We start from the raw sequence: 19,905 nt of genomic DNA, 5'->3' as shown, positions 1-19,905 counted from the left end.
TCTCGGGGACATCGAGGGCCCGCTCACGCGCGGGTCCGCGACTCTTTCGGAGGCCCGCATGTCCTCACCGCAGGAGCGCCGCAAGGCCGTCGGCGCGCTCGAACTCGGCGACCACATGTGCCTGGTGTACGACAACGACGACGAGCGCCGCGCCATCATGGCGGCCTACGTGCGCGACGGCGTCCGCGCCAACCAGAAGGTCATCTACATCTCCGACGGCGTGGCCGCGCCGGACCTGCTCGACTGGCTGCTCGGCGAGCACAAGGACGCGCCCGAACCGTCCGCCGCCGGACGCGCCGAGGTCGACCTGGCGGCCGCCATGGACGCGGGCGACTTCGTCGTCCGTACGGCCGAGGAGACCTTCCTCGCCAGCGGCAGCTTCGACCCGCAGGAGAGCGTCGAGCTGATGGCCACCGAGATCGACCTGGCCCTCGTGCAGGGGTACGACGGCGTCCGGGTCGCGGGCGAGGCGCGGTTCTCGCTGCGCAGCTGGCCGGGGACCGAGCGGTTCGGCGACTTCGAGCGGATGCTCGACGAGGTCATGATGGACAGCGACATCAAGGCGATGGCGATCTGCCAGTTCGACCTGCGCTGGTTCGACCCGGACCGGCTGGCCGAGGTGGTCGCCAACCACGCCGGCGGCCGGGTGCGCGCCGACGACTACTACGACGACGGAACGCTGCGCATCACGCCGATCTTCGGCCCGCCCGGGGCGGAGCTGGCCGGCGACATCGGCGCCGCCACGCGGCCCGCGATGGAGGGCGCGCTCGCCGCGGTCGCGCTCCGTTCCCAACTCATCTGCCTTGACCTGTCCGCGGTCGGCACGTGCGACGAGGAGGGCCTGCGGATGCTGGTCGGCACGGGCCGCGAAAGTGGGCGGGGCCGCCAGCTGCTGCTGCGCGGAGTGTCCGAGCGGCTCGCGGAGATGCTGCGCGCCGCCGGTCTGGACCGCGAGCCCGGCGTGTCGATCGAGGGGGCCGTCCGGTGACCATGGCGGCCGGGACCGCGGTGGGCGACATGCTCCTCGGCGACCACCTCTGCCTGATCTACGAGAGCGAGGAGGAACGCCTCGCCGTCCTCATCGCCTACGTCGGCGACGGCCTGGCCGCCGGGCACAAGGTCATTTACGTGGCGGACGCGACCGGCAACCCCGCCGACGGCGGTTTGGGCGGCACCGCCCTGGGCGGCGACCGGGGCGCGCGTGAGCGCCGGCGCGGCGGGGACGAGCTGGACGGCGTGCTCGCACGGCTGTCGGCCGCGCCCGGCGCCGCCCCGCTGGATCTGGCCACCGCCGTGGCCGCGGGCCAGCTGGTGATCCACCAGGCGGGCGAGACGGGCGGCGGCGCCGAGGACGAGATGGCGCTGCTCGGCGCGGAGATCGACCTGGCCCTGATGCAGGGCTACGAAGGGGTGCGGGTGACCGGCGAGACGGCGTTCTCGCTGCGCGGCTGGCCGGGCAGCGAGGGGTTCGCCGCGTCCGAACGCCGCTGCGCCGGGATGCTGCGCACCTCGGGCGACGCGCGGGCGATGGCGATCTGCCAGTACGACCGGCGCTGGTTCGACGCCGTTCAGCTGCGCGAGCTGGAGGCCTGCCATGCGGGCCGGGTACGGATCGACGACCTCTTCGACAACGGAGTGCTGCGGATCACCCCCACGTTCATGCCTCCCGGCCTCCGGCTGGCGGGCGACCTCGACGAGTCCACGCTGCCCGGCGTCGAGGCGGCCCTGCGCCGCATCAGCGGGTCCGACCGCGGCGGGCACCTGTGCCTGGACCTCTCCGACCTGGACTTCTGTGACATGGAGGGGCTGCGCGCGCTGCTCGGGGCGCGGCGCAGCGGCTCCAGCGTGGACCGCCATGTGATCCTGCGCGGGGTGCCGGGCTACCTTGAATTGATGATGCGGATCGCCGGGCTGGAAGCCATGCCCGGTGTCGTGGTGGAGGAGGCGGCCCGATGACGCCCCCCGCGGGCCCCGGCTCGGGCGGCGGTCCCTTCGAAGACACGGCCGACGGCAGGTCCGACATGGTGATCCCCACGCAGCACGTGCGGCTCGGCGGTGACCTGTTCCAGCACCGGGCGCTGCGCTACCGGTCGGTCCGCGACCTGGTCGAGGCGGCCCTGCCGTACCTGCACGAGGGATTGCGCGCGGACGAGGCCGTCGTGGTGATCACTCCGCCGCCGCGCACCGCGCTGCTGATCGAGCATCTGGGTGAACGGCTCGCCGCGCGGGTCGAGTTCCTCGACGCGGTGACCTGGTTCCAGAGCCCGGTGGCAGCGCTCGCCGCCTACTACGAGCGCACCCAGCGGGACTGGTGGCCGCGCGGGCGGCTGCGGCTGCTGGCCGAGCCGCTCTGGACGGGCCGCAGCCCGCTGGAGATCTGGGAGTGGAAGCGGCACGAGGCGATCCTCAACGTCGCGTTCGCCGGCACGCCGAGCACGATCATGTGCGCGTACGACGTGATGGCGCTGCCCGGCCACATCCTCGCCGACGCCGCCCGCACCCACCCCGAGATCGTGGATCCCGGCGAGCCCCTGCACGGCGCCTCCGGCCTCCCGTTCGACCCGTCCGCTCCGGCCGCTCCGGCCGGCTCGGAGCCGCCTGGCGCGCTCGTACGGCCCGGGGACGTCAACCCGCTGCTGACCCCGTTCCCCAGCGAACGCTTCGTCGACCCGCGCGACTTCTACGACGAGTGCAACGCCCATCCGCTGGCCGCGCCGCCGCTGGACGCCGCCCGGCGCCGGTTCGCGGCCGGTGAGCTGCCGGGGCTGCGCGCGTTCCTGGAGGACGAGGCGGCGCGGTACGGGCTGCCGCACGAGAAGACGCTCCCGTTCGTGCTCGCCGTGAACGAGGTGGCGACCAACGTCATAAGGCAGGGCGGCGGCGTCGGCACGGTCTGGCTGTGGGCCGAGCACGACGAGCTGATCTGCGACGTCGGCGACCCGGGCCGCACCCTGGAAGACCGGTTCCTCGGCTACCTGCGGCCGCGGCCCGACGACGAGGGCAACGACACCATGTGGGCGGTCCGCCGGCTGTGCCACATCGTCGAGATCCGTTCCGGCGCGGGCGGCACCGTGATCCGGATCCACCTCAAGCTGCGCTGACCCCCGGGCGGTAGCCTTCGAGTCATGCTGACGATCGAGCGTGCCCTGGTCGACCAGATCGTCGCGCATGCGCGCGCCGACCACCCCGACGAGGCCTGTGGCGTGATCGCCGGCCCGGCCGGGTCCGACCGGCCCACCCGGTTCGTGGCCATGATCAACGCCGAGCGGTCGCCGACGTTCTACCGCTTCGACTCGCTCGAACAGCTCAAGGTCTGGCGCGAGATGGACGACCGGGACGAGGAGCCGGTGGTGATCTACCACTCGCACACCGCCACCGAGGCCTACCCCTCGCGCACCGACATCTCCTACGCGGCCGAGCCGAACGCCCACTACGTCCTGGTCTCCACCCGGGACGACGACGAGACCGAGTTCCGCTCGTACTCGATCGTGGACGGCGAGGTGACCGAGGAAGAGGTCAAGATCGTCGAGGCGTACGCCTAGGCGGACGAGTCCGGCCGTCGCAGGGGTCGGTAAACTGATGGTCATGTGGATGGAGGAGCAGCGGACGGGTGCCAGGCGGCGCCGTCTCCTCGCCATTTCTCCCGTACAGAGCTTCCTGTTCGGGCACTCGCGCGCCGAAGTCGTCTACGACTGTCGCTGACGGCCAACAACCCGGCCCCGCACGCGAGCGCGCTACCTGAGCCGGGGGACGATGCCGAAGGCGAGGCCCCTGGCGAAGACGGCGAAGCCGTGTCGCGCTCGCCGCTTTTGCGGTTCGGGTCCCGAGCCGCCAGGCGAGGGGCCCGAGGCCGCGAAAGCCCAAAACACAGCCCGTACGAACCAAAGGAGATCATCATGGCGATCGAGGTCCGGATCCCGACCATCCTGCGCAACCTGACCGACGGCGCGAAGTCCGTCGAGGGCAAGGGCGCCTCGCTGGACGAGCTGTTCGCCGACCTGGACGTCCGCCACCCCGGCCTGCGGGCCCGGCTGGTCGACGAGAAGGGCCTGCGCAAGTTCGTCAACGTCTACCTGAACGACGAGGACGTCCGGTTCCTGGGCGGCCTGGAGACCCAGGTCTCCGACGGTGACAACGTCACCATCCTGCCCGCCGTCGCCGGCGGCTGAGCGCCGGCCGCGACGACTCAGACGACTGCATCGGAACCCGTGCCCATGCGTTTCGACTCGCTGCTGGAATCCCTCGGCCGTACCCCGCTGGTCGGCCTGCCCCGGCTGTCCCCGAGCCCCGAGGTGCGGCTCTGGGCCAAGCTGGAGGACCGCAACCCCACCGGCTCGGTCAAGGACCGGCCCGCCTTCTGGATGATCTCCAAGGCGGAGAAGGAGGGGCTCCTCACGCCCGGCTGCACGATCCTGGAGCCGACCTCCGGCAACACCGGCATCTCCCTGGCCATGGTCGCCAAGCTGCGCGGCTACAACATGATCTGCGTCATGCCCGAGAACACCTCGGCCGAGCGGCGCCAGCTGCTGGAGATGTGGGGCGCGAAGATCATCTCCTCGCCCGCGGCGGGCGGCTCCAACGAGGCCGTGCGCGTCGCCAAGGGCCTGGCGGCGGAGAACCCCGACTGGGTGATGCTCTACCAGTACGGCAACGAGGCCAACGCCCTCGCGCACTACGAGACGACCGGCCCGGAGCTCCTCGAGGACCTGCCCACGGTGACGCACTTCGTCGCCGGGCTCGGCACCACCGGCACCCTGATGGGCGTCGGCCGCTACCTGCGCGAGAACGCGCCGGACGTCAAGATCGTCGCAGCCGAGCCGCGCTACGGCGAGCTGGTCTACGGGCTGCGCAACATCGACGAGGGCTTCATCCCCGAGCTGTACGACGACTCGGTGCTCACCACCCGCTTCTCGGTGGGCTCGGCGGACGCCCTCCGCCGCACCCGCGAGCTGCTGGAGCAGGAGGGCATCTTCGCGGGCATCTCCACCGGCGGCGCCCTGCACGCGGCGATCGGCATGGCGCGCAAGGCCGTCAAGGCGGGTGAACGGGCCGACATCGCGTTCGTCGTCGCCGACGGCGGCTGGAAGTACCTGTCGACCGGTGCGTACGGCGGAACGCTGGAGGAGGCCGAGGCCAGGCTGGAGGGCCAGCTCTGGGCCTGACGCGGGCCGGCTCTGGCCTGACGCGGGCCTGACCCGACAGTGAGCGCTGTCCGCCTGGCTGGGTATGGTGCTACTCGAACGGGATTCTAGAAACGGCCCCCCAGGAGAGCGGATGAGCAGGTTCGGCGACGCGACGGCGGTGCGTCCGCTCGGTGACGGGCGGTACGAGGCCGACCTCGACCCGGGCTACGGTTTCGCCGAGGCCATCAACGGCGGCTACCTCGTGGCCGTGCTGGCGCGGGCGGCCGTGGAGGCCTCGCCGCACGCCCATCCGGTCTCCACCGCGACCAACTTCCTGCGCGTCGCCAAGCCCGGCCCTGCCGAGCTCATCGTCGAGGAGCGCAAGACCGGGCGTACGGCGGCGATGTCGCGCGTCACCCTCGTTCAGGACGACCGCCCGGTGGTGGACGCGCTCATCACCACCGGCACCCTGGACGCCGACGTCGAGCCCACCTGGACCGGCGAGAAGCCGCCCGCCATGCCCGCCGTCGAGGACTGCCGCACGTTCGCCTCGGGCAAGGGCGACCGCGGCTTCGCCGACAACGTGGAGATGGAGTTCGACCCTGCGTCCATGGGCTGGCTGGACGGCAACCCGTCCGGCCGTCCCGAGGCGCGCGCCTGGTTCCGGCTTCCCGGCTACGAGAACGACGCGTTCGCCCTCGCGCTCGCCGTGGACGCGCTGCCGCCGGTCGTGCTCAGCATGGGCGCCAAGGGCTGGGCCCCGACCGTCGAGCTGACCTGGCACATGCGGGCCGTTCCGGCGCCCGGCTGGCTGGCCGTGCACGGTTCCGGGCGGCTGGTCACGGGCGGCTGGTTCGACGAGGAGGTCGAGATCTGGGACTCGGCGGGCCGTCTGGTGGCCCAGAGCCGCCAGCTCGCCCGAGTGGGCCGAGCCTGACACTCTCAGCACGGGGGCGCAGCTCAAGGTCAGCTGCCCCGCTCGCTACGGGCGCCGACCTTGAGCTGCGCCCTAAACGTGCGCTTGGTCACTCGTGCCGGTGTGACCAGGGGCGTTTCAGGTATGTGACCATGTGATGTACACCGCATGACGCCGTGCCACGCCGAGAGTTCGCTTAGCCTTGTTCACCATGTCACCGCGCCCGTCAGGCCCCTCCGAGGGGGGACGACCATCCCCGGCTCCCGGGCTGACCTCACCCGGACCTGAGGCGCCCATCGGGATCTTCGACAGCGGGTTCGGCGGGCTCACCGTGGCCCGCGCGATCCTGGACCAGCTCCCCGACGAGCCCGTCGTCTACCTCGGCGACTCGGCCCGCCAGCCGTACGGCCCGCGCCCGATCGCGCAGGTCCGTGCGTTCGCGCTGGAGATGCTGGACGAGCTGGTCGACGAGGGCGTGAAGATGCTGGTCATCGCGTGCAACAGCGCCAGCTCGGCGATGCTGCGCGACGCGCGCGAACGCTATGACGTGCCGGTGATCGAGGTGATCAACCCGGCGTCCAGGCGGGCCGCCCGCGCGACCGGCAACGGGCGGGTGGGGCTGATCGCCACCAGCGCGACCGTGACCAGCCGGGCCTACGAGGACGCGTTCGCCGCGGCCCCCGACATCGAGCTGACCTCGGTCGCCTGCCCGCGCTTCGTGCCGTTCGTCGAGGCGGGCGTGACCCAGGGCGAGGAATTGATCGCGGCGGCGAGGGAATACCTCGAGCCGATCGTGGACCGGGGATGCGACACCCTCATCCTCGGTTGCACGCACTATCCATTGCTCGCCGGTGTCATCTCGTATGTCGTCGGCGACGGGGTCACACTGGTCTCAAGTGCCGATGAGACCGCCAAGGACGTCTATCGCGTGCTGTACGACCAGGGGCTCGCCCGTGCGGAGGCGACATCCCCGCCCGAACACCGGTTCCGCGCGACCGGTGACCCCGCCGTGTTCGCCGCGCTCGGCCGCCGTTTCCTGGGGCCGGAGATCGGACTGGTGGAGACCACCTCGAACAAGGCTCTGACCACCTGATCCTCGGGGGACACAAGAGGAGGAGTGAGCGTGCGGGTCACTGTGATCGGCTGCTCAGGCAGCTTTCCGGGACCGGACAGCCCCGCGTCCAGCTATCTGATCCAGGCCGAGGGCTTCTCCATGCTGCTCGACCTGGGCAGCGGCGCGCTCGGGTCGTTGCAGCGGTTTCAGCCGTTGTACGAGATCGATGCGATCTGCCTGTCGCACCTGCATCCCGATCACTGTCATGACATGTGCGGATATTGGGTGGCCCGGCGGTACCGGCCCGAGGGGATGGCGCCGCGGATTCCGGTGTACGGCCCCGCCATCACCGCCGAACGCATGGCGCTCGCCTATGACCTGGAGCCCGATCCGGGGATGACCGAGGCGTTCGAGTTCCGGGAGTTGCCGACCCGGTCGTTCGAGACCTTCGAGGTGGGACCGTTCCGCGTGACGACCGCGCTGATGCCGCACCCGGTCGAGGCCTACGCGTTCCGCATCGAGCACGACGGCGCCGCACTCGCCTACTCGGGGGACACAGGCGAGTCCGACGCCCTGGTGGACCTGGCGCGCGGCGCCGACCTGTTCTTGTGCGAGGCCTCGTTCCTTGAGGGGCCTGAGCTGCCCGAGGACCTGCACCTGACCGGCCGGGAGGCGGGCGAGCACGCCGCCCGCGCCGGTGTCGGCAGGCTCGTCCTCACCCACCTCCAGCCCTGGAACGACCCGAACGCCTCGCTCGCCGAGGCCAAGGCGAGCGGATTCAGCGGCCCGATCGAGCTCGCGCGGGTCGGGGCCGTCTACGAGCTGTAGGGGCGGGAGACGGGGACGGGGGGCGCCGCCGGGCCGTTAGGGTTGAGCCATGGCTCGCCCTGACGATCGCGCAACCGACCAGCTCCGTCCCGTCACCATCCAGCGCGGCTGGCTCGACCACGCCGAGGGATCGGTGCTGATCGAGTTCGGCGGCACCCGGGTGCTGTGCGCGGCCTCCGTCCAGGACTCGGTCCCGCGCTGGCGGCGCGACAGCGGCCTCGGCTGGGTGACCGCGGAGTACGCGATGCTGCCGCGGGCCACCAACACCCGCAACGACCGCGAGTCGGTCAAGGGCCGGCTCGGCGGCCGTACGCACGAGATCTCCCGCCTGATCGGCCGCTCCCTGCGCGCCGCGATCGACTTCAAGGCCCTCGGCGAGAACACCGTCCAGCTCGACTGCGACGTGCTCCAGGCCGACGGCGGCACCCGCACCGCCGCGATCACCGGCGCGTACGTGGCGCTGGCCGACGCGGTCACGTGGATGCGCGAGAAGGGCTGGGTGAAGGGCGACCCGTTCATCACCTCGGTCGCCGCCATCAGCGTCGGCGTCGTCGACGGGCAGCCGCGGCTCGACCTCTGCTACGAGGAGGACGTCGCCGCCGAGACCGACATGAACGTGGTGTGCACCGGCGACGGCCGGTTCGTCGAGGTGCAGGGCACCGCCGAGGGCCAGCCGTTCGACCGGAGCGAGCTGGACGCGCTGCTGGACCTGGCCGCGGGCGGCTGCGCCGACCTCACCCGCCTGCAGAAGGAAGCCCTCGCCTCATGACGAGCCGCGTCGTGCTCGCCACCCGCAACAAGGGAAAGATCGTCGAGCTGTACCGGATCCTGGACGGGATCGAGGTCGTCGGGCTGGACGCGTTCCCGGACGCGCCCGAGGTGCCCGAGACCGAGCTGACCTTCGAGGGCAACGCGCTGCTCAAGGCCCGCGCGATCGCCGCCCACACCGGGCTGCCCGCGGTCGCCGACGACTCGGGCCTGTGCGTGGACGCGCTGAACGGCATGCCGGGCGTGCTGTCGGCCCGCTGGTCGGGCCGGTTCGGCGACGCCTCGGGCGACAAGGACCGTGCCAACCTCGACCTGGTGCTGGACCAGCTCGCCGACGTCGCCGCCGGGCACCGCGGCGCGCACTTCGTCGCGGCGGCCGCGCTGGTGCTGCCGACCGGCGTCGAGCACTGCGTCGAGGGCCGGATGTACGGCACGATCATCGCCGCGCCGCGCGGTGAGGGCGGGTTCGGCTACGACCCGATCTTCCAGCCGGAGGGGGAGACCCGTACCTCCGCCGAGCTGACCGCCGAGGAGAAGGACGCGATCAGCCACCGTGGCCGGGCCTTCCGCGCCCTCGCCGGGATCCTGCCCGAGGCGCTCGCCGCGGCCGGCTGAGAAATTCTCCCGGTCCATGACAACCGGGAGCCCCTCTCCGGGGGTTTGCAGGGTGTACGGATCTTTCCCCCGGAGGAGCGACATGATCGAGAAGGGTCGAACCCGCACGATGGCGATCGCCATCGCGGGCATAGGCGGTACCGGCGCGCTGGCCGCCGTCATCTGGGCGTCCGCGGCGTCGGGATCGTCGGTGGCGCCGATGTCGGCGAACGGGCACGCGACGCCGACGCCGGGCCGGCCCACGGCCGCTCCCGTGCCGAAGCCGCCCGCCCCGGCGCCGACGGCCGTTCCGTGCAAGCCGGGCAAGCCGCACCCCCGCCCGAGCAAGCCGCCGTTCCCGCACCCGAAGCCGACCGCCTCGCCGCCCAAGGCCCCGCGTCCGGTGCCGTCCAAGGTCCCGACGAAGGCCCCGCGTCCGGTGCCGTCGGCGTTCCCGACCAAGGCCCCGCACCCGGTCCCGTCCGCGGTGCCGTCGACCGCGGTCCCGAGCAAGCGTCCGCACCCGGTGCCGCCGCACTGCACCAAGCCGCGCCCGCGGCCCTCCAAGCCGCCGGTGCCGAGCCCGTCGGCGCCTCCGACGGCCGCCCCGGTCCCGACACCCACCTACCTGCCGCCGACGCCGAGCCCGAGCCGCCCCCGGCACGGCCACGGGAAGTAGGTGCCGCCTCTGACCACGCCGAGCGCACAGGAGATCCGCGGGGCCGAGTTGACGTTCGAGGAGTTCGTCACCGCCACCGCGGGTCGCCTGCTGCGCACGGCCGTGTTCCTGGTCTACGACCGCCACCTCGCCGAGGACCTGCTCCAGGTCGCCTATGAACGGGTCGCCAAGCGGTGGAAGCGGGTCTCGCGCGACAATCCGGAGGCCTACACCCGCAAGGTGCTGGTCAACCTGGCGATCGACGAGCGCAAGCGGCGGGCGCGGCGGGGCGACATGCCGGTCGGCATGCCCACCGACGTCGAACGGGCCGCCGGGGCCCCCGCGGTCCCCGGCGGGCCGGACGGGGAGCTCGACGAGGTGCTGCGGTCGCTGCCCGCCAAGCAGCGGGCCGTCGTCGTGCTGCGGTACTGGTGCGACCTGAACGAACAGGAGATCGCCGAGACCCTCGGGATCTCCCGGGGAACGGTGAAGAGCCACACGGCACGCGCGATGGCCGCGCTGCGGGCCCACATGGGACAGGAGGGCGGGGCACATGGACGATGAGCTGGAGATCATGCTGCGCCGCCACTACCGGCACGCGGCCAACGACGTTCACGCCACCCCGGAGCTGGTCGAACGGCTCGCGTCCGCCGGACGGCCCGACCCGGGCGGCGAGCCCGAACGCAGGGCGCGGCGCTGGATGTTCCCCGTGCTGGCCGCCGCGGTGACGGCCGCGGTCGTGCTCACGGTCGCCGTCCTGCTGTGGCCGAAGCCCGAGCATCCGCGTCCGCTGGGGCCGCAGCCCGTTCAGCAGTCGACCGAGACGCCGACCTTCCCGCCCACGCCGGTCCCGTCCACGGTGCCGCCGAGCCCGGGGGCGACGCCGCCCGCGCGGCCGACGCCCGCCGTGCCGTCGAGTCCGCCGTCCGCCACCCCGTCGAAGCCGGTGCCGACCGCGACGCCGAGCTGGGCCGGCCCGTCGCCGCACCCCACGATGTCGCCCGGACCGCACAAGAAGCGGCCGCCCACGCCCTCGACGTTCCCGACCGCCCGCCCCTGACCGCCGCCCGTCCCTGACCGCCGCCCGTCCCTGACCGTTCCGCGAGCCCCTGACCGCCTCGCGGCCGGACCGCCTCGCGGTCGGGCGGGTCGACCGGGCGGACGGTCAGTCGGACTCGCCGAGACACAGGCCGGGGAGCATGTGCCAGCCCACGGTCTCCATGACGGTGCGCAGCTGCGGCGACATCCGGTCGAGGACCAGCGGCCCGTGGCCGGCGCGGCGCTTGGCGACGTCGGCGAAGATGTTGAGCGCGCCGAGGTCGATGAAGCCGAGCCCGGACAGGTCCAGGTGGATCTCGTTGCCGTTCACGCTGCGGGTGAGCTGCGCCAGCTCCTCGTCCAGGACCGAGTGCCGGGACGCGTCCAGCTCGCCGATCAGCGCGAGGCCGGTCGGCTTGAACGTGCGCACGATCCGCAGCACCGAGTCCTCGAACGCGGGGTTCGGGACGGCCTGGACGCTGTGCGCGCCGCGCAGCGCCTCCAGGTCGCCGGGGCGCATCCGGCGGCCGTCCAGCTGGCAGACGGCGATGACGCAGGTGCTCGGCGAGATGGTCGCCTCGATATGGCGCTCGTTCTCCAGCAGCTCGGGCAGCCCGCCGGGCAGCCGCAGCGCCCAGGTCATGTCCGCGGTGACGCGGATGTCGCGGAAGCCGGTCTCCTCGGCGCGCTTGATCTCGCGCGCGAGCGCCTCCATCGCGGCCCGCGGGCCGAACCGGCCCGCGCGGCGCACGTCCTGGAGCGAGACGACGGTGAGGCCCTCCGGGTGGAGCCCCAGCAGCCCGGGTATCGGGGTGTTCGCGGTGTCCGCCAGGCAGATCACCTTGTCGCCCGCGGCCAGACCGTCACCGACGAACGCGCCGATGACATGGCGTTGCTCTTCGTCGCAGTTGTAGACGAGCAGGGAATGGTCGCCGGGACGCAGCTCGCGCACCGGCCGGCGTACGGACACCAAGGTCTCCATAGCCTTCCCTCAGCCCCCGCCCATCCGCCCTGTCAACGGACGAGCATCGCTCGTGGCGCGGGCCAGGAGCCCTCGCCTCTCCACTTCAGGTTACGTCCCAGAGTGCCACGGCGAGTAGCAGTCCGCTTACCGCCTTTTACCGATTTTTGGTCCGGTGACAAGGTGTTGTCACCTGTGCACATGCAGTCGCACGAACGTCCCGTCCCACCCGGCGCGCAGCTCCATCAGGTCCACCAGCAGCCGCACGGTCCACAGGCCGAACCCGCGCTGGAGCGCCGAGTCGGGCGGGATGAAGCCGGTCAGCGGGCCGGGGCGCCAGTAGCCGTTGTCGCCGATCTCGCACACCACGTCCCCGCGTTCCCGCCAGAGCCACAGGCCCATCGGCGGGATGCCGTGCCGGACCGCGTTGGCGGCCACCTCGTTCGCGGCGGTCACCAGGCTGCGTGCGGCCTGGGTGTCCAGGCCGTGCGCGGCGGCGCGGTCGCCGACGAACGTGCGGAGCTCGTGCAGGTCGGCGCCGGTGATCGGCAGGTACTCGGCGTCACGCGGCCGGTCGAAGGCCAGCGAGGCGTCGCAGCCGTTGCCGAACGCCACCGGGTCGAGGTAGGAGCCGTTCTCGTGCGTGGTGCCGCGGCCGCCGACGAGCTTCGGGTGGGTCAGGCGGGCCTGCTCCACGATGGCGGGTGGGAGCGCGGTCCGGTCGTACGGGCACAGGGCCCGCGCGCCGGATTGGGCGAACGCGGCGTTGATCAGCGACTCGTACCGGACCCACTCGAGCGTCTGGCGCTCGTCCTGGCCGCGCCAGACCGGCTCGGCCAGCGCGCGCACCGAGCGCGGCTTGCTCTGCTCGACGATGCCCTGGTAGTCGCGCAGGGTCCGCACCGGGTGCAGGTAGAACTCGGCGGAGTCGGCGTACTGGACCTTCTGGCCGTACGGCGCGAGCGCGTCGCGCAGGGCGTCGAGACCGGGTCGCTGGACGACGACGATGACGGCCTCGTCGGCCTCCACTCCCTCGCGCAGCCAGGGCACGGTGACGGACAGGAAGTCCTCCATGCCCCCGTACAGGAACGCTCTGTGCTCCAGTGACGCGCTCTGTTCCGGTGAAGCGGCGTGTTCCAGTGTCATGAGGCCATTCCTCCCGCGCCGGGGAAGAGCCGGTCTTGGCCGCGGGCCAGTCCGGGCAGGCGGTGCCAGCCCACCATCTCGATCACGTTCTCCACATCGGGCGGCAGATTGTCCAGCACGAGCGTCTCGTCCACCGGCAGCTCCGTGGCGTGGTGCGCCAGCAGGTTGAGGCCACCGAGGTCGATGAAGCCGAGCCGTGAGAAGTCGAGGTGGATCCGCCGCCGTTCCGTGGTCACCAGCGAGAGCTTCTCGGCGAACACGGCGTGCCTGGCGGCGTCCAGCTCGCCCTCGACGCGCAGCCCGTGCGGCTCGAAGGTGCGGACGATCCGGAGGATTCCGTCGTCGAATTCGGGGTTCACTTCCACGAGGACCTCGTGAGTGTTCCGTAGTGCGATGAGCTCGTCGGGCGGGCAGGCGTGCTTGTCCACCTGGCAGATCGCCATCGCCATGGTGCTGGGCGAGACCGCCTCGCCTACCTGGTGCTCGCAGCCCAGCATCTGGGTGATGTCGGACCGGCTGGGCTCGTGCAGGACCCAGCTGAAGTCCGTGGTGAGGCGCACGGCGCGGAAGCCCTGGTCGAAGGCCTCGCCGACCTCGCGCTCGAGCGTCTTCAGCATCCGGTCGGGGTCGAAGCGGCCCCGGCCGTTCAGGCAGGCGAGCTCGCGCGGGATGACGCGCAGCTGCCTGGACTCGGTGTAGCCGCAGAGGTCGTAGCCGTGCCGGGGCCGTACGCCGGGAAGGCGCTCGGGCGCGGCGTCGGTCACGTAGACGACCTTCTCGTCGTGGGCGAGCCCGTCGTACACGAAGTCACCGATGACGTGCTCGCGCTCTTCCTCACCCGAGAAGGCCAGCCAGGCGTGGTCGCCCGGCCGGATCGCATGCACGGGCCGTTCGGCGAAGAGGTCCATGGCCTGCCCATCGAGGTTGCTATGGATTCGTTCAGAGTACGTCGCCTGACGGGATTTGACAGCCCATTGCACAGAATCGCTCACGCTGCGTCCCACCCCCCTGTTCAGGCTCCGCCTTCGATCGCTCTCAACGGCACGCCGGTCGGCACGTTCGGCAACCGCAGCCGCAGCCGCACCGCCGTCCGGCCCCCACCCGTGCGGATCTGCACGATCGCGCACAGCAGCCGTACGGCCCACAGCCCGAACCGCGCCGGCCCGTCGGCGGGCGGCGGCAGCAGCCCGAAGCCGGTGTCGGCTCCCCACTCGCCGTGGTCGACGACCTCGCAGACCAGCTCGGCGGGCTCCATCCACATCCGCAGCACGATCGGGGGAGCGCCGTGCCTCATCGAGTTGGTCACGACCTCGGTGACCGCGACCAGGAGCCGCTGGAGCTCCTCCTCGGGGAGCGGCGTCCGCTTGGCGTAGTCGCTGACCCAGGCGCGCAGCCAGAACAGGTCGGGCCGTTCGATGGGCAGTTTCTCCGCGTGGTCGGGCACCGGGCTGAGGGGCGTACGGTCGCACTGGGCGCTGTAGGTCCACGGATTCATGTAGCTGGGGTTCTGGACGGCCGTATTGCCGCGCACCGTCTCCGGATGGGTCCTGCGTGCCGCCGCGACCACGCCCGGCGGCAGGGTCTTGGCGTACGGGCACAGGATGGCGGCCCCGGTGTCGGCGAACGCCACGTTCACGATCGCCTCGACCCGCTGCCACTCCAGGACCTCCAGGTCGGGCCGCGCCGTCCAGGCCGGCTCGCCGAGGATCCGCAGCCGCCGCCCGCGCCCGCACAGCGCCCCGGCGTCGCTCAGGCAGTCGGCCAGCGTCCGCGCGGGATGGGAGTACCAGTCGGAGGACTCGAAGAACTCCACCTCGTCGCCGTAGCCCCCGAGGACCTCGCGGAGCGCCAGCTCGCTGCCGAGCCCGGTGACCGCGACCACCCGGTCGCCCGCCTCCACCCCCGCGCGCAGGAACGGCACGCTCCCTGCCAGGAACTCGTCCATCCCGTCGTAGGGGAGGACGCGATGGGTGAAGCTATGGCTCACGGTTCCCCACCTGCGTCGAACGATCACGGCGTCACCGCCCGTCCCGTGAGACGGACTGAACAAGCCTAATCCGCGGACGCCATGATCACCGAGAGCGTTTTTCAGATGATGGAGCGTGACCCAGCCGTTCCGCCCTGCGGATCGCCATCACAGGCGGGAACCTCGCAGAACAAGAGAGTAGGGCCGGTGGGATTCGAACCCACACTGTCCAGCACCTAAAGCTGGCGCCTCCTAGCCTGTTGGGCTACGGCCCCTGGATTTCTTCGAATCTTGACCCTACCAGCGTAGGTAGGGGTCTGCGCGTGGCAGTTAGGGCAGAGGAATCGCAGGTTCTCCCTGCGGTTGTCGCAGTAGTCGCCGCTGATGTGCGTCTTGGCTCTGCCCGCCTCTGGCGGGCAGAGCACGAGGATCTCCGCCGGAGCTTCTGCGGCCCCGGCTTACCGCGCGCGTGGGCCTGCCCCAGGAAATGGGACGTATCGATGCCCAGGGACTGGCCCGGAGTTACAGGCCGAGGTCGCGGCGGAGGCGGTCTACGTGGCCCGTGGCCTTCACGTTGTAGTAGGCGTGCTCGACCTTGCCGTCGGCGTCGATGATGAAGGTGGAGCGGATCACCCCGACGACGACCTTGCCGTAGAGCTTCTTCTCGCCGTACGCGCCGTACGCCTGGAGAACGCCCGTCTCCGGGTCGGACAGGAGCGGGAAGGTGAGGCTCTCCTTCTCGCGGAACTTGGCGAGCTTCTCGGGCTTGTCCGGTGAGAGGCCGACCACGGCCACGCCGGCGGCCTCCAGGTCGGCCAGGCTGCTCTGGAAGTCGACCGACTCCTTGGTGCATCCCGGGGTCATGGCGGCAGGGTAGAAGTAGAGGATCACCCGCTTGCCGCGAAAGGACGCCAGGCTGACGGGCTTGCCGTCGGCGTCGGGAAGCTCGAACTCGGGGGCGACGTCGCCGGGCTGCAGCCGCTCGGACACCTGATCCCGCCTTTCACTCACGCGTTGGTCAGGTCCACCGTACCGGCTGGGGTGGGGCGGGCGTTCGGGGGGAAGACCTGACACACTGTTCGGATCATGCGTCGGACGAGAAGGACACGGCATGGCTGAGAGGGCCCGCGACCCCGAGGCGCTGGAGCGCGAGATAGAGCGCACTCGTCTGGAGCTCGCCCAGACGATCGACGAGCTCGCCGATCGGCTCAGTCCGCGCAACGTCGCGCACCGGGGGGTCGAACGTATGAAGGCCGAGGCCGATCAGGTCGCCAAGGCCGCGCGGGCGTTCGTGTACACCGAGGAGCCCAAGGACGGCGAACCCGGCAAGATCAACCCCAAGGCCGTCGCGGTCGGGGTGGGTGTGGGCGTCGCGCTCACGGCCTTGGTCCTCTTGCGGCGCAAGCGCCGCTGAGCCACAGCAACGAGGCGCCGGACCGCTTTCTGCGGCCGGCGCCTTTGCGTGCCCGCGCCAGGATGTCGGCGACGTTCTGCAGCTCGGTCAGTTCGGCACGGCACGGCGGGCAGGCGTACAGATGCGCACGGAGCTGGGCCTCCTCAGGCCCGCTCAGCTGCCCGAGGACGAAGACCCCCAGGTCGAGACGGTAGTCGCAGTCCACAATGGAAGGTACGGAATGGGGCCCCAACGCGTTCAGCGGAGGGTGGGCTCGGCTCGGGTGACCGAGTCGGCGCCGCTTTCGAGCTCGGCCTCGGGGATGTAGGGGACGATGAACTCGTAACGTTCCAGCACCTCGGGCGGGACCTCACCGGACTCGCCGAAAGCGGCGATCTCGCCCCAGCAGGGCGCGCCGAGCGATCCGCTGTAGTGGCGGACCGACAGGCCCGCGCACAGGTTGGCGAACGAGAGACGCTGGGCGAGCGTCCAGCCGGCGAGGGTGCCGAAGACGAAGCCGGCCGCGAAGACGTCGCCCGCGCCGGTCGGGTCGAGGGCCTGAACGGGCAGGGCGGGGGCGGCGGCGCGTTCACCGGTGGTGGAGTCGATGGCGATCGCGCCTTGGGAGCCCTGCTTGACCACGACGACCGGGACCCGGGCGGACAGGGACTCCAGGGCGGCCTCGGGCGTGCGGGTGCGGGTGTAGGCCATGGCCTCCACCGCGTTCGGCAGGAAGACGTCGACGTGCTGGAGCCGGTCGAGGACGTCGGTGGACCAGGTCTCGGTCGGGTCCCAGCCGAGGTCGGCGAAGACCAGCGCGCCCGCGCGGCGCATCGCCAGCGCCCAGGCGGGCACGTCCCGGTCGATGTCGGTGAAGCAGGTGGCGGCGGGCGGCGGGTCGCCGACCACGTCCTCCTCGGCCAGCGGGAGCGGCGTGGCGTAGGTGACCATGCTGCGGTCGGAGGCGTAGGCCATCGAGACCGTGACCGGGGTGGACCAGCTCTTGACCCTGCGGGACCAGCGCAGGTCGACGTCCTCCTGCTCGGCGAGGGTGCGCCACAGGTAGTTGCCGAACATGTCGTCGCCGAACGGGGCGGCGAGGCCGGTGCGCAGCCCGAGGCGGCTCATCGCGATGGCGATGTTGGCGATGCCGCCGGGCGCGGAGCCGAGGCCGTCGGTGACCAGCTCGGTGCCGGGCGGCGGGAGCCCGGGCAGCCCGGTGAAGATCATGTCCATGAAGACCTGGCCGGTCAGGAAGACGTCCAGGCCGCGCTGGCCGGGGGACCCGGGGGGCCCGGGGACTCCGGGGCCGCGTTCGGCGCAGGGGTCGTCGAGGCCGGGGCTGGGCGGAGTGCCGCGTTCGGAGACGGTCATGGCCCTCCAAACCCTCCCGGGGCCTCTGGGGTTGCAGTGCCCGCTGAGGTCGCGGTGCCCGCTGAGGTCGCGGTGCCCGCTGAGGTCGCGGTGCCCGCCGAGGTCGCGGTGGCGGCCGGGGCGCCCAGGTCGGGTGCGGTGGCGCGGAAGCGGGCCTCGACGGCGGCGCGGACGATCTGGGTCTCGGGCTCCAGGTCGATCGGCTCGGGCTCCTCGGCGCCGCCCGGGGCGCCGCCGAAGGCCATCGTGCGCATCATGCCGTCGGCGGGGCCGTGCCCGCGGGTGTCGGTGGTGAGGCCCTCGTCGGCCAGCTCGACCAGGCCGGTGAGGCTGGAGCCGAGCGCCTCGGCGTAGCTGCGGGCGCGCGCGACGGCCTCGTGCGCGGCCTGGCGGGCGGCCCGGTCGTAGACCTCGCTGTCGCGCCGCAGGGCCCAGTCGGGGCCGTGGACGTACGTGCGCTCCAGGTCGCCGAGCCTGGTGACCAGCTCGCCCAGCACGGCGAAGTCGACGACGACGATCTTGATCCAGACCGTTCCCTGGTAGGCGCGGACCTCGCCCTCGCGGCGCTTGTGCCGCAGCACGGGGGTGATCGACACCCCGCCGGTCTCCAGCTTCTCCACGGCGTCACCGTAGGACTTGATCAGGTCGAGGGCCCGCCGGTTGCTGTCGGTCAGCTTGTCGAGGGCCCGGCGCCGGTCGCCCTCCTGGGACTGAACGTGCACGGACAGGCGTGCGATCTCCGGCTCGACCTCAAGGAGGGCCTCGCCCCGCACGCTGATCAACGGTGCCTCGGTCATACCGGCCAACTTAACCGGTCCAGCCGACATTTTCGTCGGCTCCTCGCGGGGGCCGCGGACCCGCCGGAAACGCGAAAGGGGCGCCTGGAGACGCGGAAGGGGCGCCTGGAGACGCGAAAGGGGCGCCTGGAGACGCGGAAGGGGCACCTGGAGATGCGGGAAGGGGCGCTCGGAAACGCGTAAGGGGCGCCCGGCGACGTTGGCGGGCGCCCCTTCACTCGGCTGCGAGCGAGCGTGTCGCTCGGCTACGAGTGAGCGTGGCTCACTTGTGCTCGAAGGTGCGGAACGGCGCCCGGTAGGCCTTCGGGGTGTTGTCCGCGCCGTGGCTGGCGAGCCCGTTCCGGCCGCGGTAGTAGTCCCAGACCTGCGGCTGGGCGGCCGGAGCCAGGTCGGCGTCGTTGATCGCGACCGCATGGATGTGGTACGCGAAGCCCTGCGCCGGGGTGCGCAGCCAGGCGGCGAAGCCGACCGAGCGCAGCGCCTTCACCATCTTCCAGCGGTTGGTGGTGGAGACGCCGTTGATGTTGATGTCGACCGCGCCGCCGCAGTCGTGGGTGCCGGCGGAGGCGCCGACGCCCTTGTGGTATTCGCCCTGGGTCAGGGTGATGCGGCCGGCGTACTTGGCGTCGGCGGCGGCGAGCATCTTCTTGCTGCGGGTGTTGACCCGCTTGCCGCCGTAGCTGGAGTTGGTCGACCCGACGGAGATCTTGTTGGTGACCGTGAACCGGCCGGCGCCGAGCTTGGCGAGCGACGTCGGGCCCGGGATGCCGTTGGCGCTGCAGCCGGTGTACCCGAGCTTCTTCTGGTAGGTGGTCATCGCCTTGACCGTGGAGGAGCCGAACGACCCGTCCACGTACTTCTTGGCGAGCAGGTGCTTGGCGTACAGGGCCTTCTCGACGAGGAGCACGGAGGCCTTGGCGCCGGACGTGGTGCCGGTGCCCGGGCGGCCCGGGTCGAGCTGGGACGCCAGCAGGGTGGCGTCGTAGTTGACGGACGGCAGCTTCGCGGCGGCGGCGGTCGGCGCGGCCATCGCCGGAACGGCGGTGGCGGTGATCGCGGCGGCGGCGGATATGGCGAGAGCGGGAGCCATGTAGGCGCGCTTCATTGTTTCCTCCTGAAAAGGGGGGCGTCATGACTGACTCGGTCATGATCAGCACATCCGTGGAAACATGATCGGCCGTTTCGCCGCGCGCGAACAAGCTCTGGGCGTCCAGGGTCCGTCCAGGGAATGTCCAATTATCCAAACGCCCTGGTAGGACCGCCAACAGGGCCCGGATGGGGTGTCCGCC

24 protein-coding genes and 1 tRNA gene are annotated in these 19,905 nt (G+C 71.7%); 15 read left to right on the top strand and 10 right to left on the bottom strand.

Translation table 11 applies throughout. The annotated features are described in order from the left end of the window. Positions 1–58: 58 nt before the first annotated feature. The 14 genes from J4573_RS13455 to J4573_RS13390 all read left to right on the top strand — a co-directional run bounded on the left by J4573_RS13455 (position 59) and on the right by J4573_RS13390 (position 11,001). Entirely contained in the window at positions 59–988 is a 930-nt protein-coding gene (locus J4573_RS13455) for an MEDS and STAS domain-containing protein (RefSeq protein ID WP_208255766.1), read from the top strand. Positions 989–990: 2 nt separating this feature from the next. After that, complete coding sequence (locus J4573_RS13450) at positions 991–1,956, top strand: MEDS domain-containing protein (protein WP_243773005.1); 966 nt, start codon at positions 991–993, stop codon at positions 1,954–1,956. Beyond that, positions 1,953–3,101: an MEDS domain-containing protein gene (locus J4573_RS13445; RefSeq protein WP_208255764.1), complete on the top strand. Its 1,149-nt coding sequence runs from the start codon at positions 1,953–1,955 to the stop codon at positions 3,099–3,101. The genes J4573_RS13450 and J4573_RS13445 overlap by 4 nt, the downstream gene beginning before the upstream one ends. Before the next feature lie 24 nt (positions 3,102–3,125). Continuing rightward, positions 3,126–3,542, top strand: a complete 417-nt coding sequence (locus J4573_RS13440; protein ID WP_208255763.1) for a M67 family metallopeptidase — start codon at positions 3,126–3,128, stop codon at positions 3,540–3,542. A gap of 354 nt (positions 3,543–3,896) precedes the next feature. Further along, positions 3,897–4,169: a MoaD/ThiS family protein gene (locus tag J4573_RS13435; RefSeq protein WP_208255762.1), complete on the top strand. Its 273-nt coding sequence runs from the start codon at positions 3,897–3,899 to the stop codon at positions 4,167–4,169. 45 nt (positions 4,170–4,214) lie between these two features. Continuing rightward, entirely contained in the window at positions 4,215–5,162 is a 948-nt protein-coding gene (locus tag J4573_RS13430) for a PLP-dependent cysteine synthase family protein (RefSeq protein WP_208255761.1), read from the top strand. A gap of 112 nt (positions 5,163–5,274) precedes the next feature. After that, the gene (locus J4573_RS13425; protein ID WP_208255760.1) at positions 5,275–6,060 is read left to right on the top strand and encodes a thioesterase family protein; all 786 of its coding nucleotides are present in this window, start codon (positions 5,275–5,277) and stop codon (positions 6,058–6,060) included. A gap of 190 nt (positions 6,061–6,250) precedes the next feature. Then, a complete protein-coding gene (gene murI / locus J4573_RS13420; protein ID WP_208255759.1) occupies positions 6,251–7,132 on the top strand; it encodes a glutamate racemase in 882 nt (293 codons plus the stop codon). A 30-nt stretch (positions 7,133–7,162) separates the two neighbouring features. Then, positions 7,163–7,921, top strand: coding sequence for an MBL fold metallo-hydrolase (locus J4573_RS13415; protein ID WP_208255758.1), 759 nt, complete (start codon positions 7,163–7,165; stop codon positions 7,919–7,921). Positions 7,922–7,970: 49 nt separating this feature from the next. Then, positions 7,971–8,690 (top strand): ribonuclease PH, encoded by a 720-nt coding sequence (gene rph, locus J4573_RS13410; RefSeq protein WP_208255757.1) that lies wholly within the window; start codon positions 7,971–7,973, stop codon positions 8,688–8,690. Next, positions 8,687–9,304 carry an RdgB/HAM1 family non-canonical purine NTP pyrophosphatase gene (gene rdgB, locus J4573_RS13405; protein WP_208255756.1) on the top strand — a complete coding sequence of 206 codons (618 nt, stop codon included), beginning with the start codon at positions 8,687–8,689 and terminating at the stop codon, positions 9,302–9,304. Before rph ends, rdgB begins: the two co-directional genes overlap by 4 nt. 82 nt (positions 9,305–9,386) lie before the next feature. Beyond that, positions 9,387–9,962 (top strand): hypothetical protein, encoded by a 576-nt coding sequence (locus J4573_RS13400; RefSeq protein WP_208255755.1) that lies wholly within the window; start codon positions 9,387–9,389, stop codon positions 9,960–9,962. After that, the gene (locus tag J4573_RS13395; protein WP_307796614.1) at positions 9,963–10,505 is read left to right on the top strand and encodes a SigE family RNA polymerase sigma factor; all 543 of its coding nucleotides are present in this window, start codon (positions 9,963–9,965) and stop codon (positions 10,503–10,505) included. It begins immediately after the preceding gene. Then, positions 10,495–11,001 carry a hypothetical protein gene (locus tag J4573_RS13390; protein ID WP_208255754.1) on the top strand — a complete coding sequence of 169 codons (507 nt, stop codon included), beginning with the start codon at positions 10,495–10,497 and terminating at the stop codon, positions 10,999–11,001. Before J4573_RS13395 ends, J4573_RS13390 begins: the two co-directional genes overlap by 11 nt. 105 nt (positions 11,002–11,106) lie before the next feature. On the opposite strand, the gene J4573_RS13385 is transcribed toward J4573_RS13390, so the two are convergent. The 6 genes from J4573_RS13385 to bcp all read right to left on the bottom strand — a co-directional run bounded on the left by J4573_RS13385 (position 11,107) and on the right by bcp (position 16,042). Further along, on the bottom strand, positions 11,107–11,949 hold the full coding sequence (locus tag J4573_RS13385) for an MEDS and STAS domain-containing protein (RefSeq protein ID WP_307796613.1): 843 nt from the start codon (positions 11,947–11,949) through the stop codon (positions 11,107–11,109). Positions 11,950–12,129: 180 nt separating this feature from the next. After that, positions 12,130–13,086, bottom strand: a complete 957-nt coding sequence (locus J4573_RS13380; RefSeq protein ID WP_208255752.1) for an anti-sigma factor RsbA family regulatory protein — start codon at positions 13,084–13,086, stop codon at positions 12,130–12,132. After that, positions 13,083–13,994: an MEDS and STAS domain-containing protein gene (locus J4573_RS13375; protein ID WP_208255751.1), complete on the bottom strand. Its 912-nt coding sequence runs from the start codon at positions 13,992–13,994 to the stop codon at positions 13,083–13,085. The genes J4573_RS13380 and J4573_RS13375 overlap by 4 nt, the downstream gene beginning before the upstream one ends. A gap of 104 nt (positions 13,995–14,098) precedes the next feature. Further along, positions 14,099–15,073: an anti-sigma factor RsbA family regulatory protein gene (locus tag J4573_RS13370; protein ID WP_208255750.1), complete on the bottom strand. Its 975-nt coding sequence runs from the start codon at positions 15,071–15,073 to the stop codon at positions 14,099–14,101. 178 nt (positions 15,074–15,251) lie between these two features. Then, positions 15,252–15,327, bottom strand: a tRNA-Leu gene (locus J4573_RS13365). Positions 15,328–15,574: 247 nt separating this feature from the next. After that, positions 15,575–16,042 carry a thioredoxin-dependent thiol peroxidase gene (gene bcp / locus J4573_RS13360; RefSeq protein WP_208255749.1) on the bottom strand — a complete coding sequence of 156 codons (468 nt, stop codon included), beginning with the start codon at positions 16,040–16,042 and terminating at the stop codon, positions 15,575–15,577. A gap of 121 nt (positions 16,043–16,163) precedes the next feature. Here bcp and J4573_RS13355 point away from each other — a divergent pair, with 121 nt between their 5' ends. Then, on the top strand, positions 16,164–16,466 hold the full coding sequence (locus J4573_RS13355) for a DUF3618 domain-containing protein (RefSeq protein ID WP_208255748.1): 303 nt from the start codon (positions 16,164–16,166) through the stop codon (positions 16,464–16,466). Here J4573_RS13355 and J4573_RS56670 read toward each other — a convergent pair. The 4 genes from J4573_RS56670 to J4573_RS13335 all read right to left on the bottom strand — a co-directional run bounded on the left by J4573_RS56670 (position 16,429) and on the right by J4573_RS13335 (position 19,721). Further along, the gene (locus J4573_RS56670) at positions 16,429–16,671 is read right to left on the bottom strand and encodes an anti-sigma factor family protein (protein ID WP_208255747.1); all 243 of its coding nucleotides are present in this window, start codon (positions 16,669–16,671) and stop codon (positions 16,429–16,431) included. The genes J4573_RS13355 and J4573_RS56670 overlap by 38 nt on opposite strands. Before the next feature lie 32 nt (positions 16,672–16,703). After that, complete coding sequence (locus tag J4573_RS13345; RefSeq protein WP_208255746.1) at positions 16,704–17,819, bottom strand: carbohydrate kinase family protein; 1,116 nt, start codon at positions 17,817–17,819, stop codon at positions 16,704–16,706. Continuing rightward, on the bottom strand, positions 17,816–18,616 hold the full coding sequence (locus J4573_RS13340; protein ID WP_208255745.1) for an SIMPL domain-containing protein: 801 nt from the start codon (positions 18,614–18,616) through the stop codon (positions 17,816–17,818). The genes J4573_RS13345 and J4573_RS13340 overlap by 4 nt, the downstream gene beginning before the upstream one ends. A 262-nt stretch (positions 18,617–18,878) precedes the next feature. Continuing rightward, positions 18,879–19,721, bottom strand: a complete 843-nt coding sequence (locus tag J4573_RS13335; protein WP_243772948.1) for a peptidoglycan-binding domain-containing protein — start codon at positions 19,719–19,721, stop codon at positions 18,879–18,881. Positions 19,722–19,905: the final 184 nt, after the last annotated feature.

The organism is Actinomadura barringtoniae (genome assembly GCF_017573505.1).
In the GTDB taxonomy this organism is placed as follows: Bacteria; Actinomycetota; Actinomycetes; order Streptosporangiales; family Streptosporangiaceae; genus Spirillospora; species Spirillospora barringtoniae.
The sequence above is the reverse complement of the archived record's forward strand: the minus strand, read 5'-3'. Positions and strand labels throughout refer to the sequence as shown.

What these genes read in the sequence shown, in the direction of transcription:
- J4573_RS13455 (WP_208255766.1), top strand. Translation starts at nt 59, where the DNA reads ATGTCCTCACCGCAGGAGCGCCGCAAGGCCGTCGGCGCGCTCGAACTC.
- J4573_RS13450 (WP_243773005.1), top strand. Translation starts at nt 991, where the DNA reads ATGGCGGCCGGGACCGCGGTGGGCGACATGCTCCTCGGCGACCACCTC.
- J4573_RS13445 (WP_208255764.1), top strand. Translation starts at nt 1,953, where the DNA reads ATGACGCCCCCCGCGGGCCCCGGCTCGGGCGGCGGTCCCTTCGAAGAC.
- J4573_RS13440 (WP_208255763.1), top strand. Translation starts at nt 3,126, where the DNA reads ATGCTGACGATCGAGCGTGCCCTGGTCGACCAGATCGTCGCGCATGCG.
- J4573_RS13435 (WP_208255762.1), top strand. Translation starts at nt 3,897, where the DNA reads ATGGCGATCGAGGTCCGGATCCCGACCATCCTGCGCAACCTGACCGAC.
- J4573_RS13430 (WP_208255761.1), top strand. Translation starts at nt 4,215, where the DNA reads ATGCGTTTCGACTCGCTGCTGGAATCCCTCGGCCGTACCCCGCTGGTC.
- J4573_RS13425 (WP_208255760.1), top strand. Translation starts at nt 5,275, where the DNA reads ATGAGCAGGTTCGGCGACGCGACGGCGGTGCGTCCGCTCGGTGACGGG.
- murI (WP_208255759.1), top strand. Translation starts at nt 6,251, where the DNA reads ATGTCACCGCGCCCGTCAGGCCCCTCCGAGGGGGGACGACCATCCCCG.
- rph (WP_208255757.1), top strand. Translation starts at nt 7,971, where the DNA reads ATGGCTCGCCCTGACGATCGCGCAACCGACCAGCTCCGTCCCGTCACC.
- rdgB (WP_208255756.1), top strand. Translation starts at nt 8,687, where the DNA reads ATGACGAGCCGCGTCGTGCTCGCCACCCGCAACAAGGGAAAGATCGTC.
- J4573_RS13400 (WP_208255755.1), top strand. Translation starts at nt 9,387, where the DNA reads ATGATCGAGAAGGGTCGAACCCGCACGATGGCGATCGCCATCGCGGGC.
- J4573_RS13390 (WP_208255754.1), top strand. Translation starts at nt 10,495, where the DNA reads ATGGACGATGAGCTGGAGATCATGCTGCGCCGCCACTACCGGCACGCG.
- J4573_RS13380 (WP_208255752.1), bottom strand. Translation starts at nt 13,086, where the DNA reads ATGACACTGGAACACGCCGCTTCACCGGAACAGAGCGCGTCACTGGAG.
- J4573_RS13375 (WP_208255751.1), bottom strand. Translation starts at nt 13,994, where the DNA reads ATGGACCTCTTCGCCGAACGGCCCGTGCATGCGATCCGGCCGGGCGAC.
- J4573_RS13355 (WP_208255748.1), top strand. Translation starts at nt 16,164, where the DNA reads ATGGCTGAGAGGGCCCGCGACCCCGAGGCGCTGGAGCGCGAGATAGAG.
- J4573_RS13345 (WP_208255746.1), bottom strand. Translation starts at nt 17,819, where the DNA reads ATGACCGTCTCCGAACGCGGCACTCCGCCCAGCCCCGGCCTCGACGAC.
- J4573_RS13340 (WP_208255745.1), bottom strand. Translation starts at nt 18,616, where the DNA reads ATGACCGAGGCACCGTTGATCAGCGTGCGGGGCGAGGCCCTCCTTGAG.
- J4573_RS13335 (WP_243772948.1), bottom strand. Translation starts at nt 19,721, where the DNA reads ATGAAGCGCGCCTACATGGCTCCCGCTCTCGCCATATCCGCCGCCGCC.